This window comes from Streptomyces sp. NPDC085900, assembly GCF_044540925.1.
Taxonomy (GTDB): domain Bacteria; phylum Actinomycetota; class Actinomycetes; order Streptomycetales; family Streptomycetaceae; genus Streptomyces; species Streptomyces gilvifuscus.
The window spans coordinates 129,069-143,321 of the sequence record NZ_JBITSP010000002.1; the positions used below are offsets into that span (position 1 = coordinate 129,069).

The window sequence follows — 14,253 nt, forward strand, 5'->3', positions numbered from 1 at the left end:
GCCAGCCGCCACCGACAACGGACCTCCCCCGCGCGGGGGAGACGATCTCCACCGGCGGGGGAGGCCGCCACCCCGCCCCACCGGCCACGCTGCTGCCATGACCAGCATCGACGTCCAGAACCTCACCAAGGAGTACGGCACCCGGCGGGCCGTGGACGACCTCACCTTCAGCGTCCGTCCCGGCCGTGTCACCGGCTTCCTCGGCCCCAACGGCGCCGGCAAGTCCACCACCATGCGGCTCGTGCTCGGCCTGGACCGGCCCACCTCCGGCACCGTCACCATCGGCGGCCGCCCCTACGCCGGCCTGCGCGAACCCCTGCGCCACGTCGGCGCCCTCCTCGACGCCCAGGCCGCGCACGGCTCCCGCACCGGAAGGGACCATCTGCGCACCCTGGCCACGAGCAACCGGATCCCCGGCCGGCGGGTCGACGAGGTGCTGGAGGAGACGGGCATCGCCGCCGTCGCCCGGCGCCGGGTGCGGACGTACTCGCTCGGGATGCGGCAACGGCTCGGCATCGCCGCCGCCCTGCTCGGCGACCCCGAGGTGGTCATGCTCGACGAGCCCTCCAACGGCCTCGACCCCGAAGGCATCGTCTGGATCCGGGCGTTGCTGCGCCGGCTCGCGGCGGAGGGCCGCACGGTACTGGTCTCCAGCCACCTCATGAACGAGACCGCCTCCTTCGCCGACCACCTCGTCGTCCTGGGCCGCGGCCGCCTGCTGGCCGACACCCCGATGCGGGAGTTCATCGACACGCGCGTGTGCCCACGGGTCCGGATCAGAACGAGCGACGCCACCGCGCTCACGGGCGTGCTCGCCCGGCACGGTCACGAGGCCGTGCGGCACGAGGCCGGGCACTGGATCGTGGACCACGCACGCGTGGACGACATCGGGCGCCTCGCCTCCGCCGCCGGCGTCCCCCTTCTCGAACTCGCCACGGAGGAGGGCACCCTGGAGCAGGCCTATTTCGATCTCACCGGTGGCGAGGCCGAGTTCACCGCACCGTCCCAGGAGGCCTGATCATGGAGTTCACGCCTGTTCTCCGTTCGGAGTTGCTCAAGATCCGCACGCTGCGGTCCCTCGTGGGCGGCCTGTGCGCGGTGCTGCTCTCGACCGCCCTGTTCTCCGCCCTGGCCGGAGCCGACAGCGACGGCCCGGACTTCGACCCGCTCTTCTCCGTGTTCTTCGGGGTCGGCTTCGGGCAGATCGCGGCGATCGCGTTCGGCACGACGGCCGTTGCCGCCGAGTTCCGGGGCGGCGCGCTGCGGGCGACCCTCGCCGCGGTTCCTCACCGGGGGCGGTGGTTCGCGGCGAAGGCGGTCGCGGTGGGCGTACCCGTGCTGGCGGTGGGTCTGCTGACGGGCGGGGTGAGCCTGGCCGTGGGCAAGGCCGTTGTGGGGGAGAGGGCGGATCTGACCTGGGGCGAGGAGGTTCGGGGCGTCGTCGGCTGCGGGCTCTATCTGACGCTGATGGCCCTGCTCGCGGCCGGACTGACCGCCGTGCTGCGCAGTGGCGTCGCCACGTTGAGCCTGCTGATTCCGTTCCTGCTCATCGTCTCCTTCGTCATCGGCGACATGTCCAACTCCGTCGCCGACCTGCTGCCGGACCGGGCGGGCCAAGTGGTCCTCCACCGGACCTGGGACGGACCGTTCGGCCCGTGGACGGGCCTCGCGGTGACGGCGCTGTGGACGGCGGCCGCGCTGGCGGCGGGGGCGTGGAGCGTGCGCCGGCGGGACGCCTGACACCTCACCAATTGTCAGTGGCGCCCGCTTTACTGGACCGTATGGACATCGCGCACTACATCGCTCTCGTCGATGAGCTGTGCTTCCGCCCCTTTCCGGCGGGACGCGGTGATCACGAGGCCGAGTTGGAGGTCAGCCACGGCCTTCGGGGCGGCGACCTCGCGGAGCGGGCGGTGACGGCGGAGCAGTACCGGAAGTACCGGGACGCCATGTACGACCGCTTGGCGTCGCGCTGGGGCGAGAGGGAGCCCTTCAACCTGCAGACGGTCCTGCTGCGCACGGCGGAGGAGGAGATACCCGAGCCGTGGGCCTCCCTCAGCGCACGCGCCGACGTGGCCTACCTCTGGGAGGTGCCGGACACCGCCCGCTGGGTCGCCGTCGCCGTCGCCGACCGGGACGTCACGGACGAGGTCCAGCTCGTGGCCGTGGTCACCGAGGCCGCGCCGCCCTGACGCACCGAAAACCATGAGCCGCCGACCTCGACCGTCACGAACTCTCGACCGCCGCCGACCTGAGCCGCGCGAACTCCTCCGCCATCGTCTGCGCCGTCCAATGCGCGTTCAGGCCGCTCGGGTTGGGCAGCACCCATACCCGCGTCTCCCCGATCACCCGCTCCTGCGGCCCCACCCGGGCCTTGCGGTCGTCGAAGGCGGCCCGGTAGGCGGTTACCCCCACCACGGCCAGCCACCGGGGCTTGAGCCGGGCCACCTTCAGCGCCAGCTGCCGCCCGCCCTCCTGGTACTCCTCCGCGTCGAGCTCGTCGGCCCGAGCGGTGGCCCGTGCCACGACGTTCGTGATGCCGAGCCCGTAGGACAGCAACTCCCGTTGCTCCGACGGCTTCAGCAGACGCGGCGTGAACCCGGACAGGTGCAGCACCGGCCAGAAGCGGTTGCCGGGCCGGGCGAAGTGGTGACCCGTCGCCGCCGACATCAGCCCCGGGTTGATACCGCAGAAGAGCACGGAGAGGCCGTCCGCGACCACGTCCGGGACGAGACGGTCGCGGGCGGCCTCCAGTTCCGCCGGGGTGAAGCGGGTCAGAGGATCGCCCCCGGCGTGTAGCCCGCTGCCTCCGGGTGCTGCTTGACGATCTCCTCGACGCGGCCGACCACCGCGGCGACCTGGTCGGCGGCGGCGCCGGTGAAGGACAGCTTGTCGGCCATCAGCGCGTCCAGCTGGGCGCGGTCGAGCGGGATGCGCTCGTCGGCCGCCAGCTTGTCCAGCAGTTCGTTGCGCTCGGCACCCTGCTCGCGCATCGCCAGCGCGGAGGCGACGGCGTTCTCCTTGATGGCCTCGTGCGCGAGCTCACGGCCCACGCCCGCGCGGACGGCGCCCATGAGTACCTTGGTCGTGGCCAGGAACGGCAGGTAGCGGTCCAGCTCACGGGCCACGACGGCCGGGAAGGCGCCGAACTCGTCGAGCACGGTGAGGAAGGTCTCCAGCAGTCCGTCCAGGGCGAAGAACGCGTCGGGCAGCGCCACCCGGCGCACCACCGAGCACGAGACGTCGCCCTCGTTCCACTGGTCGCCCGCCAGCTCGCCGGTCATCGACGCGTAGCCGCGCAGGATCACCATCAGGCCGTTGACGCGCTCGCAGGAGCGGGTGTTCATCTTGTGCGGCATCGCCGAGGAGCCGACCTGGCCCGGCTTGAAGCCCTCGGTCACCAGCTCGTGCCCGGCCATCAGCCGGATCGTCTTCGCGAGCGAGGACGGCGCCGCGGCGAGCTGCACCAGCGCGGTCACGACCTCGTAGTCCAGCGAGCGCGGGTAGACCTGGCCGACCGAGGTGAAGGCCTGCGCGAAGCCGAGGTGCGCGGCGATCCGCCCCTCCAGGTCCGCCAACTTGGCGGCGTCCCCGCCGAGCAGGTCCAGCATGTCCTGCGCCGTGCCGACGGGGCCCTTGATGCCGCGCAGCGGGTAGCGGCCCAGCAGTTCCTCGACCCGGCCGTAGGCCACCAGCAGCTCGTCGGCGGCCGTCGCGAACCGCTTGCCCAGCGTCGTGGCCTGCGCGGCCACATTGTGAGAGCGGCCGGCCATGACCAGCTCGCCGTACTCGCCGGCCAGCTTGCCCAGGCGGGCGAGGACGGCCACCGTACGGTCGCGCATCAGCTCCAGCGACAGCCGGATCTGCAGCTGCTCGACGTTCTCCGTCAGGTCGCGGGAGGTCATGCCCTTGTGCACGTGCTCATGGCCGGCGAGGTCGTTGAACTCCTCGATCCGGGCCTTGACGTCGTGCCGCGTGACCTTCTCGCGCTCCGCGATCGAGGCCAGGTCGACGGTGTCCAGGACACGCTCGTAGTCGGCGATCGCCGCGTCCGGCACCTCGATCCCGAGGTCCTTCTGGGCCCGCAGCACGGCGAGCCAGAGCTGCCGCTCCAGCTTCACCTTCTGCTCGGGCGACCAGAGCGTGGCGAGCTCGGCGGAGGCGTAGCGTCCGGCGAGGACGTTCGGGATGCGGGGCTTGGCGGGAGCGGAAGTCACGTAGACGGATTCTACTGGCGATTCGTGCAGGCCAGCGCCAGGGCCCTGTTCGTCGGATGCTACGAGACGCCCGTCACGGCACCTGTGTGTCGGCGAGCTCGGCCAGCACGTCCGCGTGGCAGAGCTCGGGCGCGCACCAGCAGGCCAGCGTCCGGCCGCGCAACGGCGGCACCAGCTCCAGCAGTTCGGGCCGCTCCAGCAGATACGCCCGGTACATGGCCATGACCTCCTCCCGCGTCCCGTCCCGACGGCGCTTGGGGGTGTCGTAGGCGAAGGGGTTGTACAGCGGGTGCTTCGGCAGGTCCCAGCCGCCCATGGTCCAGCGGCGGCCGACGTAGACGAGGTCGGCGGGCGCGTGCTCGAGCCGGGGGCCGTACTCGTGGAGGCGGCCCCTGACGTTGACCACGCGCGTGCGCACCGCGGCCTACCGCTCGTAGGGGAGGAGGTCGGGGCGCTTCGCGGGGCGTCCGTCGCCCGACGAGCGTCCGGTCAGCCGCCGGCCTATCCAGGGCAGCAGGTGCCGGCGGGCGAACCGGGCGTCCGCGATGCGGCGGGCGACCCAGCCGGGCGGCACGGTGGCCGGCATCGGCGTGTGCCACTCGGTGTCCTCGGGGTCGTAGCCGAGGGCCTGCCAGACCGCCTCCGCGACCCTGCGGTGCCCCTCGGCCGTCAGGTGCAGCCGGTCGACGTCCCACAGGCGGGGGTCGCTCAGCGAGGGCGCCCCGTACAGGTCGACGACGAGCGCGTCGTGCCGTGCCGCCAGCTCCTCGACCGTGGCGAACAGCTCCTCCATGCGCGGCCGGAACCGTTCCAGGACCGGCCCCTGGCGGCCCGGGCTGCGCATCAGCACCAGTTGCTTGCAGGAGGGGGCCAGCCGTTCCACGGCCTCGGTGAGCAGGCTCCGCACCCGTCCCATGTCGCACTTGGGTCGCAGGGTGTCGTTCAGCCCGCCCACCAGCGTGATCACGTCGGGCCGCATCGCCGCGGCCACGTCGACCTGCTCCGCGACGATCTGACCGATCAGCTTGCCGCGCACCGCGAGGTTGGCGTACCGGAAACCGGGCGTGACGGCGGCCATCCGGCCCGCGAGCAGGTCGGCCCAGCCGCGGTAGGAGCCGTCGGGCAGCAGGTCCGACATGCCCTCGGTGAAGGAGTCGCCGACCGCGACCAGGCTGGTGTGAGTGGGGTTCGTCTGCATGGCGACGGAAATGGTAACCCGCCTCCATACCCGTCGGTCGGTCGGCCTCCCATCGTCCCGTGGGCTCAGGTCCGTTGCCCGAACAGCTCCCTGAGCACGTCCTCCATGGTCACCAGGCCCGCCAGCCGTCCGTCGTCGCCGAGGACGGCCGCCAGGTGGGTACGGCTGCGGCGCATCGCGGTGAGCACGTCGTCCAGCGGTGTGCCCGCCCGTACGCGCGCGATGGGCCGCATGTCCCGCACCCGGAACGGCACGTCCCGTGGCGAGGCGTCCAGCGCGTCCTTCACGTGCAGGTAGCCGACGATCCGGCGGTTCTCGTCCACCACGGGGAACCGGGAGAAGCCGCTCTCGGCCGACAGCCGCTCCAGTTCCTCGGGCGTGACGCCCACGCGCGCGTAGACGACGCGCTCCAGCGGCAGGACGACGTCGCGCACGGGTCGGCGGCCCAGTTCCAGGGCGTCCCGCAGCCGTTCCTGCGCCCGGTCGTCGAGCAGGCCCGCCTCACCGGAGTCCCGTACGATGCGGATCAGTTCGGCGTCGGAGAAGGTGGCCGCGACCTCGTCCCTGGTCTCCACCCGCAGCAGCTTCAGCACGGCGTTGGCGAAGGCGTTGATCGCGTAGATCACCGGCCGCAGGGCCCGGGACAGGGCCACCAGCGGCGGCCCGAGCAGCAGGGCGCTGCGCACCGGCTCGGCGAGTGCGATGTTCTTGGGCACCATCTCGCCGAGCAGCATGTGCAGATAGGTGGCCAGGGTCAGGGCGATCACGAAGGACACCACGTGGCCCGCGCCCTCCGGCACGCCCACGGCGTGGAAGACCGGCTCCAGCAGATGGGCGATCGCGGGTTCCGCGACCACGCCGAGGACCAGGGTGCACAGCGTGATGCCGAGCTGTGCCGCCGCCATCAGCGCGGACACGTGCTCCAGACCCCACAGCACGCTCTTGGCCCGCCGGTCGCCCTCCTCGGCGTACGGCTCGATCTGCGACCGGCGTACGGAGATCAGCGCGAACTCGGCGCCGACGAAGAAGGCGTTGACGACCAGGGTCGCGAGACCGATCAGCAGCTGTACGGCGGTCATCGCGCCCCCTCCTCGTGCCTCGCGGCGTCCGCGTGGTCGTCGAACGGGGCGTGCAGCAGCACCCGTGCGGCCCGGCGCCCGGAGGCGTCCACCACGTCCAGCCGCCAGCCGTTGACCTGGACGGTGTCGCCGACGGCCGGGATCCGGCCGAGCTCGGCCGCGACCAGGCCGGCCAGCGTCTCGTACGGCCCCTCGGGGGCCCGCAGTCCGACGCGGGCGAGCTGGTCGATGCGGGCCGAGCCGTCGGCGGAGTACAGGGCGTGGCCCTCCTCATCGGTGCCGGCCGGGGCCAGGTCGGGTGTCTCGTGCGGGTCGTGCTCGTCGCGTACCTCGCCGACGACCTCCTCGACGATGTCCTCCAGGGTGGCGACGCCCGCGGTGCCGCCGTACTCGTCGATGACGACGGCCATGGTGCGCCCGCCGGAGAGCCGGTCCAGGAGCCGGTCCACGGTGAGGGACTCGGGGACCAGGAGCGGTTCGCGCATCACCTCGGAGACCGGCACGCGCGTGCGCCGGTCGGCCGGTATCGCGAGCACGTCCTTGATGTGGACGGTGCCCACGACCGAGTCGAGGGTCGAACGGTAGACGGGGAAGCGGGACAGGCCGGTAGCCCGCGTCGCGTTGGCCACGTCCTCGCAGGTGGCGTGGGCTTCGAGGGCGATGACCTGCACGCGCGGGGTCATCACGTTCTCCGCGGTCAGGTCGGCGAGGTTCAGGGTCCTCACGAACAGCTCGGCGGTGTCCGCCTCCAGCGCGCCCTTCCTGGCGGAGTGCCGGGCCAACGCCGCGAGCTCCTTGGGGCTGCGGGCCGAGTCGAGCTCCTCGGTGGGTTCCAGGCCCAGGCGGCGCACCGCGCGGTTCGCGGTGTTGTTGAGGTGGGTGATGAAGGGCCGGAAGGCCGCGCTGAACCATCGCTGCGGGTTGCCCACCCGCTTGGCCAGGGCCAGCGGCGAGGAGATCGCCCAGTTCTTCGGGACGAGCTCGCCGACGACCATCAGGAAGACGGTCGACAGCGCCGTACCGAGCACCAGTGCCAGCGAATGCGCTGTGGACCCGGAGAGGCCGAGCGCCTCGAGCGGGCCCGCGATCAGCTTCGCGATCGACGGTTCGGCGAGCATGCCGACGACCAGGTTGGTGACGGTGATGCCGAGCTGGGCGCCGGACAGCTGGAAGGTCAGGTTGCGTACGGCCTTCAGGGCGCCCGCGGCGCCCCGCTCGCCGCGCTCCGCGGCCCGTTCCAGCTCGCCGCGCTCGACGGTGGTCAGCGAGAACTCGGCCGCGACGAAGGCACCACAGGCGAGCGAGAGCAGGATCGCCACCAGCAGGAGGAGCACTTCGGTCATCGGGTCACCTCCGTCCCATCGTCGGGCAGGGCGGGGAGGACCGCTCGATGTCGGGCACCACGCGTGCTACTGGGGGGCTCGCCCATGGATGGACGCTCACACCTTTCATGGAGGAACGGGTGGTCCGCAAAGGCAGGACCGAACGTTCCCCCAATAGTAAAGGATGAGCAAAGTGCCGGCTCGGGGGTCAGTCGGTGAACGGCTTCACCCAGCGCCGCCAGTGCTCCTCGGGCGCGTACCCGGCCGCCCGCCACGCGTGCTGCGCGGTCTCGTTGCGGACCAGCACCATCGCGTCCCCGCGCCGCCCGCCCAGTCGTACGAACCGCTTCTCGGCCGCGGCCAGCAGCGCCGAGCCGATCCCCTGGCGGCGCCGCTCGGGGTGCACGGCGAGCCGGTAGAGATGGCAGCGCCAGCCGTCGAAGCCGGCGATCACCGTGCCGACGAGCTCGCCGTCCCGCTCGGCCAGGATCAGCGCCTCGGGGTCCCGCTCGACCAGCCGTTCCACGCCCGCGCGGTCGTCGCTGATGCTCGTCCCCTCGGCGGCCGTCTTCCAGAAGGCCAGGACGGCGTCGAGGTCGGCGGGGGTGGCGGTTCGTGTCCGCAGTTCGGTCATGGACCGATCCCACCAGCCACGGCCGCCGCCGGCCCGGAATTCCAGCATCCGGACGGTCGCCGGGGCAGGGGTCCCGGGCCGTCACTCGTGAGCGATCGCCGCCAGCACGTTCATCCGGGACGCACGCAGCGCGGGCAGCAGGGCCGCCACGATGCCCACCACCGCCGAGCCGATCACCACCGCGACGATCGTGCCCCACGGGACGGCCAGCGCCTTCATGCCCTGCAGCGCCAGGACCTGCTGGGTGCACACGCCCCACACCAGGCCGAGCGCCAGGCCCAGGACCGCGCCGAAGACCGCGATCACCACCGACTCCAGCCGGATCATCCGGCGCAGCTGCCGCCGCGCGAGCCCGATCGCCCGCAGCAGGCCGATCTCGCGGGTGCGCTCGACGACCGACAGGGCGAGGGTGTTGACCACGCCGAGCACCGCGATGACGATCGCGAGGCCGAGGAGGGCGTAGACGAGGTAGAGCAGCACGGCGATCTGGTCGTGGATGAGCTTCTTGTAGTCGGCCTGGTCGCGGACCTGGACCTGCGGGTACGACTTGAGGGTGGTCTCCAGGTTCTTGCGCAGCTGGTCGGCGCCGGTCCCGGCGGAACGGTTGACGAACAGGACGGTGTCCTGGCCGTTCGGCACGTACTTCTCCACCGTGGAGATGCCGAAGAAGAGCCCGCCCTCGCTGCCGAAGCCGCTCGAGCCCTCCTGGTCGGTCAGGGCCGCCACCTTCACCTGGGCGGTGTGGCCGCCGGGGAACTCCGCGGGGAGCACGCTGCCCAGCCGTACGCGATGGTCCTCGGCGTACTTGCGGTCCATGGCGATGTTGCCGTCCGCCAGCGCGGCCGCCGTGTCGCCCTGCGCGTAGGCGATGTGGGCGACGTCGTCGAGCCGCGGGTCGAAACCGGCCGCCGTGGTCTCGACGCGCTTGCCGTCGGGCAGTCGTACCGCGATCCCCGTGAACCGCTCCCGCACGACGAGACCGACCCCGTCCGTGGCCCGCACCTTGTCGGTGACCTCCTGGGAGAACGGCATGAAGTTGCTGTTCTGCACCATGAAGTCGGCGCCCAGCGTCCTGTCGATCTGCCGGTCGAAGGACTTGGACATCGAGGCGCTCGCCACGGACATCCCGCCCACCAGGGCCAGGCCGACCATCAGGGCGGCCGCGGTGGCGCCGGTACGGCGGGGGTTGCGCAGGGCGTTGCGCTGGCTCATGCGGCCGACCGAGCCGAACAGCGCCGGGAAGGCGCCGCCGAGCACCCGGATCACGGGACGCACCAGCAGCGGACCGGCGACCACGGTCGCGATCAGCGTCAGGACGACCCCGAGCCCCAGCAGGGAGGCCGCGGGCGCCGTCTTCGAGGAGGTGGCGCAGCCCGCCAGGGCGGCCGCGCCGAGCGCCCCGACGACCGAGCCGACGATCGCCCGGGTCCGCAGCGGCCGGCCGATGCCGGCGGTCTCGGCGTCCGCGAGCGCGGCCATCGGGGAGACGCCCGCCGCCCGCCGGGCCGGCAGGTAGGCGGCCACGAAGGTGACGCCGATGCCGACGACGTAGGCCACCACGGGTGTGCCCCAGCCCACCACCATCTCGGTGGCCTTGAGGTTCATCCCGAACGCGCTCATGAGCTTGATCAGTCCGGCGGCCAGTCCGATGCCGGCCGCGAGGCCGAGCGTGGAGCCGACCAGGCCGAGCAGGACCGCCTCGGTGAGCACCGAGCGCCGCACCTGCCGCCGGTCGGCGCCGAGCGCCCGCAGCAGGCCCAGTTCGCGCGTGCGCTGGGCGATCAGCATCGAGAAGGTGTTGACGATCAGGAAGATCCCGACGAGCACCGCGATCCCCGCGAAGCCGAGCATCACGTACTTGATGACGTCGAGGAAGCCGCCGAGCTGCTCGGCCGAGGACTTGGCCTGCTCGTCGGCCGTCTTCACGTCGTAGGCGCCCGTGCCCGTCACGGCGAGGACGCGGGACTTGAGCTGCGCGTCGCTGACGCCCTTGGCCGCGTCCACGGAGATGCTCGTCGCCCGGTCCGCCGAGCCGAGCAGCTTGACGGCCGCGATGTCGGGGTCCAGGTAGACCAGGGCGGCACCGGGGTTGGTGGTGGTGAACGTGGCGATGCCGGTGACCCGGACCTTGAACGTGCCGGGCTGGGCCATCACCGTGAGCGTGTCGCCGATGCGCACGTGCTTCTTGTCGGCGGTGTCCGCGTCCAGCAGGGCCTCGCCGGGGCCGTGCGGGGCCTGGCCGGAGGTCAGCTTCACGGGGCTGCGGGAGGTGAGGTACCAGTCCGTGGCGATGGTGGGGGCGCCGCTGGTCGGTCCGACCGACTTGTTCTTCCGGTCGACGATGGTGATGTTCTCGACGCCGACGTCGGCGTGCGCGGACTTGACGCCCGGGACCGTCGCCAGCCGCTTCGCGAGCGCCGAGGGCACGGTCTGCGTCTCGCCGGTGGGCACCGACGACTTCAGGTCCTTCCTGGGCTGGACGGTGACGTCGGCGGACGTGTGGGCGAAGAGGCGGTCGAAAGTGCGGGTGACCGTGTCGGAGAAGATCAGGCTGCCCGCGACGAACGCCACGGACAGGATGATCGCGAGGGCCGACAGCATCAGCCGGCCCTTGTGTGCGAGGAAGCTCCGGAGCGTCGCCTTCAGCACCGCGCTACTCCTGTCCGTCCGTGCCCTCGACCTGACCGCGGATGACGTCGAAACGCTTCATGCGCTCCAGCACCGCCTCCGCCGTCGGCCGTTCCATCTCGTCCACGATCCGCCCGTCCCCGAGGAAGAGCACCAGATCGGAGTGGGCGGCGGCGCCGGGGTCGTGGGTGACCATCACGACGGTCTGCCCCAGCTCGTCGACGGCCTGGCGCAGGAAGGCGAGCACCTCGAGGCCGGCCCGCGAGTCCAGGTTGCCCGTCGGTTCGTCCGCGAAGATCAGCTCGGGGCGGGAGACCAGCGCCCGCGCGCAGGCGACGCGCTGCTGCTGGCCGCCGGAGAGTTCGGCGGGCCGGTGCTTGAGGCGGTCGCGCAGCCCCAGGGTGTCGATGACCTGGTCCAGCCACTTCTCGTCGGGCTTCTTGCCGGCGATGTCCATGGGCAGGGTGATGTTCTCGGCCGCGTTCAGCGTCGGGATCAGGTTGAACGACTGGAACATGAACCCGATCCGGTCCCGCCTGAGCCGGGTCAGTTCGCGCTCCTTCAGCCCGGTGATCTCGGTGTCGCCGAGCCAGACCTGGCCCGCCGAGACCGTGTCGAGCCCGGCCAGGCAGTGCATCAGGGTGGACTTGCCGGAGCCAGACGGCCCCATGACCGCCGTGAAGCGGCCGCGCGCGATGTCCACGTCCACCGAGTCGAGGGCCAGGACGGTCGTCTCGCCGGAGCCGTACGCCTTGGTCAGACCGCGTGCGCGGGCCGCTACCCCGTCGGCCGGCGCCTGGTCCGGGGCGTGCTCCGCAGCAGGTGTGGACAAGGCTGCCTCCTCGCTCGCGTGGACGTGCCGACTCCTCGTCGTGGCCGAGGTTAGTGCGAGCCACTCGTACCCGACATCCGCCGAAGGTCCCGGGTGGTCTCCACCGCAGGTCGGGTCCCTGATACGGATGTAAGGGCCACGCTCCACCCGTGGGAGGACCTCGGCCTTGCCCTGCTAGCGTTTCGGCGCTAGCTTCGAGGTATGGCGAAGACCCAGTTGAACGTGCGAGTGGACGAGGGCACGGCCCGCGCCGCCCGTGAGCGTGCCCTGGCGCGCGGCATGAGCGTCAACCGCTACATCGAGGAACTGGTGAGACAGGACACCGGGGAGGTCGGCCAGACGTTCGTCGAGGCCGCGGCCGACTTCATGAAGCAGTACGAGTCCGTCTTCGCTGAGGAGTTCGGCGGCGAGAACGACACCACGCGCGAAGGTCGCCGCTGATCCCTTGAACAACCTCAGCATCGATCTCGCCTGGCTGCTCATGCTCGCCGAGCAGCGGACACCCGGGGACCCCCAGGTCATCGACTGGGGCGCCCTCGTCGCCGCCGTGGCCCGCCACGACGCCCAGATATTCGACGTCCCCGTATACGACAACCCGCACGCACGGGCCGCCGCCCTCCTCCAACTCCTCATCCACGTCCCCGCGTTGGAGCGCTCGAACGCCCTCTTCGCCTCGGCCGTGGCCTACGCCTACCTGGTCGCCAGCGGCCTGCGCGTCTCCACCTCGCCGACCCGGGTCCGCGACCTCGCCCGCATGGTCAAGCGCGGCAACGCCACGGTGTACGACATCGCGGCCGAACTGCGCGCCTGGACGATGTGAGTCAGTCGGGCGTCTCCCCGCGCTCCGGCCGCCAGGCCGTGCCCAGCACGCAGTAGGAGGTGGGCAGCGTGGGACCGGTCTCCGGCATCAACAGCCGCCGGTAGGGGCCGAGTTCGAAACCGGCCTCGCGCAGGGCGGCGACCGGGTCGCGGGCCAGATGACAGCCGCCGCTGAGCGGTGGCCACAGTGTGCGGTCCAGGGCGCGCTGGGTGAAGTGCATCGCCGCTCCGCCGCCCCGGCCGTGCTCGAAGAACCGCACGACACCGCCGGGCCGCAGGACCCGCCGTATCTCCGCGAGGGCCCGCGGCACGTCCCGCACGCTGCACAGCACCAGCGACACCACGACCGCGTCGAACGCCTCGCTCTTGACGGGCAGCGCCTCCGCGGCACCCGGCACCACGTCCACCGGGACGTCGGCGCGCAGCGCGTTCTCGACGGCCAACTGCCGCAGCCGGCGCTCCGGTTCGATGGCGACGACCTCCGAGACCGTACGCGGATACCGGGCGAAGTTCAGTCCGTTACCGGCGCCGATCTCGATCACCCGCCCCGACAGCCCGGACAGCAGGCGGTCACGGATGGCGCGCATCCCCAGCCGGGTCTCGGCGGCGACGCTGGCCCGGGCGTAGTAGCGGGCGAACAGCGGGTGGTGCACGGGATCCCGGAGCGGCCTCGCGGAACCGGGCGACCGTAGCGGCATGGGGACCTCCTCCACCGGACGGGCCTTACCGCGATTGTCCCCCGATCGGGCCCCGCGCACCCCCGCCGCAGGTCACGCGATGAAGCCGCGCACCTGCTGGTACACGCCGGGGTCGTTGTTCATGTCGGTGTGCGAGATGCAGCCGGCGTCGACATTGGTCGCGCCGCTCAGGAGCGCCGAGCTGTTGGGGACGACCGCGCTGTCGCAGTCGGACCAGTAGCTCGCGTAGGACACCGCGCCCGGTGTCTCGTCGCCGGAGTTCAGCGCGGTCAGGAAGGAGCTGCCGGTCTGCATCTCCTTGCAGGACGTGTACAGCCAGGCGCACCACGAGGCCACGGACGTCCCGTGGTTGACGCCGGCGACCGAGACGAAGTCGTCGACGTACGACGTCCCGCCCAGGTTCTTCAGGTAGTAGCGGGAGGACAGCGCGCCCATGGAGTGGACGACCAGGTCCACCTTCGAGGCGCCGGTTCTCGCGAGCACGTTCTTGACCTCGGTGGCCAGCTGCTGGGCCGTGGTGGCGTTCGACTGCGTCCAGTCGTACGAGAACGCGTCCAGCTCGGAGGACGAGTAGCCGTCCGCCTCGAAGTCCGCGATCCAGTCGTCCCAGCTGCTCGCGTCACTGCTCAGGCCGTGCACGAAGACGACGGGGTTGTGGGTCGCCGCCCGAGCGGGGGCGGCGGTGAGGGGGAGGGACAGAAGGAGCGATGCGGCCACGGCCGACAGTGCCGTGGCGATACGACGCGTGTGGCGCTGCATGATGCCTCCTGACACGGGTGGGGTTCGTCAGGAGTGTCGGCGCGGGTCTACGCGCGCCGCATCGGTG

At 71.8% G+C, this 14,253-nt stretch carries 16 protein-coding genes; 5 read left to right on the plus strand and 11 right to left on the minus strand.

The window, feature by feature from the left end; all coding sequences use genetic code 11:
* The first annotated feature begins 97 nt into the window (after window positions 1-97).
* Genes ACIGDI_RS05345 through ACIGDI_RS05355 form a run of 3 tightly spaced genes read left to right on the plus strand, consistent with a single transcriptional unit; the run spans window position 98 to window position 2,192 of the window.
* Window positions 98-1,018 (plus strand): ABC transporter ATP-binding protein, encoded by a 921-nt coding sequence (locus ACIGDI_RS05345; RefSeq protein WP_399890804.1) that lies wholly within the window; start codon window positions 98-100, stop codon window positions 1,016-1,018.
* Window positions 1,019-1,020: 2 nt separating this feature from the next.
* Window positions 1,021-1,740, plus strand: a complete 720-nt coding sequence (locus ACIGDI_RS05350) for an ABC transporter permease (RefSeq protein ID WP_399890807.1) — start codon at window positions 1,021-1,023, stop codon at window positions 1,738-1,740.
* A gap of 41 nt (window positions 1,741-1,781) precedes the next feature.
* Window positions 1,782-2,192, plus strand: coding sequence for a hypothetical protein (locus ACIGDI_RS05355; protein ID WP_399890810.1), 411 nt, complete (start codon window positions 1,782-1,784; stop codon window positions 2,190-2,192).
* 34 nt (window positions 2,193-2,226) lie between these two features.
* Here the strand turns inward: ACIGDI_RS05355 and mug are convergent, their stop codons facing one another.
* The 9 genes from mug to ACIGDI_RS05400 form a co-directional block, all read right to left on the minus strand.
* A complete protein-coding gene (mug, locus tag ACIGDI_RS05360) occupies window positions 2,227-2,778 on the minus strand; it encodes a G/U mismatch-specific DNA glycosylase (RefSeq protein ID WP_399892929.1) in 552 nt (183 codons plus the stop codon).
* Window positions 2,775-4,217 carry an adenylosuccinate lyase gene (gene purB, locus ACIGDI_RS05365; protein WP_200699214.1) on the minus strand — a complete coding sequence of 481 codons (1,443 nt, stop codon included), beginning with the start codon at window positions 4,215-4,217 and terminating at the stop codon, window positions 2,775-2,777. The genes mug and purB overlap by 4 nt, the downstream gene beginning before the upstream one ends.
* A 73-nt stretch (window positions 4,218-4,290) precedes the next feature.
* Window positions 4,291-4,635: a DUF4326 domain-containing protein gene (locus ACIGDI_RS05370; RefSeq protein WP_399890813.1), complete on the minus strand. Its 345-nt coding sequence runs from the start codon at window positions 4,633-4,635 to the stop codon at window positions 4,291-4,293.
* Between the two features lie 6 nt (window positions 4,636-4,641).
* On the minus strand, window positions 4,642-5,415 hold the full coding sequence (locus ACIGDI_RS05375) for an SGNH/GDSL hydrolase family protein (RefSeq protein WP_399890816.1): 774 nt from the start codon (window positions 5,413-5,415) through the stop codon (window positions 4,642-4,644).
* A 65-nt stretch (window positions 5,416-5,480) separates the two neighbouring features.
* On the minus strand, window positions 5,481-6,494 hold the full coding sequence (locus ACIGDI_RS05380) for a hemolysin family protein (RefSeq protein WP_399890818.1): 1,014 nt from the start codon (window positions 6,492-6,494) through the stop codon (window positions 5,481-5,483).
* On the minus strand, window positions 6,491-7,837 hold the full coding sequence (locus tag ACIGDI_RS05385) for a hemolysin family protein (RefSeq protein WP_399890820.1): 1,347 nt from the start codon (window positions 7,835-7,837) through the stop codon (window positions 6,491-6,493). Before ACIGDI_RS05385 ends, ACIGDI_RS05380 begins: the two co-directional genes overlap by 4 nt.
* A 187-nt stretch (window positions 7,838-8,024) precedes the next feature.
* The gene (locus ACIGDI_RS05390; protein ID WP_399890823.1) at window positions 8,025-8,450 is read right to left on the minus strand and encodes a GNAT family N-acetyltransferase; all 426 of its coding nucleotides are present in this window, start codon (window positions 8,448-8,450) and stop codon (window positions 8,025-8,027) included.
* A gap of 81 nt (window positions 8,451-8,531) precedes the next feature.
* A complete protein-coding gene (locus ACIGDI_RS05395) occupies window positions 8,532-11,099 on the minus strand; it encodes an ABC transporter permease (protein ID WP_399890826.1) in 2,568 nt (855 codons plus the stop codon).
* A gap of 4 nt (window positions 11,100-11,103) precedes the next feature.
* Window positions 11,104-11,910 carry an ABC transporter ATP-binding protein gene (locus ACIGDI_RS05400; RefSeq protein WP_399890828.1) on the minus strand — a complete coding sequence of 269 codons (807 nt, stop codon included), beginning with the start codon at window positions 11,908-11,910 and terminating at the stop codon, window positions 11,104-11,106.
* A 201-nt stretch (window positions 11,911-12,111) separates the two neighbouring features.
* Between ACIGDI_RS05400 and ACIGDI_RS05405 the strand changes: the two genes are divergently transcribed.
* Window positions 12,112-12,351, plus strand: coding sequence for a toxin-antitoxin system HicB family antitoxin (locus tag ACIGDI_RS05405; RefSeq protein WP_383663350.1), 240 nt, complete (start codon window positions 12,112-12,114; stop codon window positions 12,349-12,351).
* A gap of 4 nt (window positions 12,352-12,355) precedes the next feature.
* Window positions 12,356-12,730 carry a fic family toxin-antitoxin system, toxin component gene (locus ACIGDI_RS05410; protein ID WP_399890831.1) on the plus strand — a complete coding sequence of 125 codons (375 nt, stop codon included), beginning with the start codon at window positions 12,356-12,358 and terminating at the stop codon, window positions 12,728-12,730.
* A 1-nt stretch (window position 12,731) separates the two neighbouring features.
* Here ACIGDI_RS05410 and ACIGDI_RS05415 read toward each other — a convergent pair whose 3' ends face one another.
* Window positions 12,732-13,427, minus strand: coding sequence for a class I SAM-dependent methyltransferase (locus ACIGDI_RS05415; RefSeq protein ID WP_399890834.1), 696 nt, complete (start codon window positions 13,425-13,427; stop codon window positions 12,732-12,734).
* Between the two features lie 72 nt (window positions 13,428-13,499).
* The gene (locus ACIGDI_RS05420; protein WP_272178243.1) at window positions 13,500-14,186 is read right to left on the minus strand and encodes a triacylglycerol lipase; all 687 of its coding nucleotides are present in this window, start codon (window positions 14,184-14,186) and stop codon (window positions 13,500-13,502) included.
* Window positions 14,187-14,253 lie beyond the last annotated feature (67 nt).

Bases quoted from the DNA above. Each gene is read 5' to 3' on its own strand.
- ACIGDI_RS05345 (WP_399890804.1), top strand. From the start codon at position 98: ATGACCAGCATCGACGTCCAGAACCTCACCAAGGAGTACGGCACCCGG.
- ACIGDI_RS05350 (WP_399890807.1), top strand. From the start codon at position 1,021: ATGGAGTTCACGCCTGTTCTCCGTTCGGAGTTGCTCAAGATCCGCACG.
- ACIGDI_RS05355 (WP_399890810.1), top strand. From the start codon at position 1,782: ATGGACATCGCGCACTACATCGCTCTCGTCGATGAGCTGTGCTTCCGC.
- ACIGDI_RS05375 (WP_399890816.1), bottom strand. From the start codon at position 5,415: ATGCAGACGAACCCCACTCACACCAGCCTGGTCGCGGTCGGCGACTCC.
- ACIGDI_RS05380 (WP_399890818.1), bottom strand. From the start codon at position 6,494: ATGACCGCCGTACAGCTGCTGATCGGTCTCGCGACCCTGGTCGTCAAC.
- ACIGDI_RS05385 (WP_399890820.1), bottom strand. From the start codon at position 7,837: ATGACCGAAGTGCTCCTCCTGCTGGTGGCGATCCTGCTCTCGCTCGCC.
- ACIGDI_RS05390 (WP_399890823.1), bottom strand. From the start codon at position 8,450: ATGACCGAACTGCGGACACGAACCGCCACCCCCGCCGACCTCGACGCC.
- ACIGDI_RS05405 (WP_383663350.1), top strand. From the start codon at position 12,112: ATGGCGAAGACCCAGTTGAACGTGCGAGTGGACGAGGGCACGGCCCGC.
- ACIGDI_RS05415 (WP_399890834.1), bottom strand. From the start codon at position 13,427: ATGCCGCTACGGTCGCCCGGTTCCGCGAGGCCGCTCCGGGATCCCGTG.
- ACIGDI_RS05420 (WP_272178243.1), bottom strand. From the start codon at position 14,186: ATGCAGCGCCACACGCGTCGTATCGCCACGGCACTGTCGGCCGTGGCC.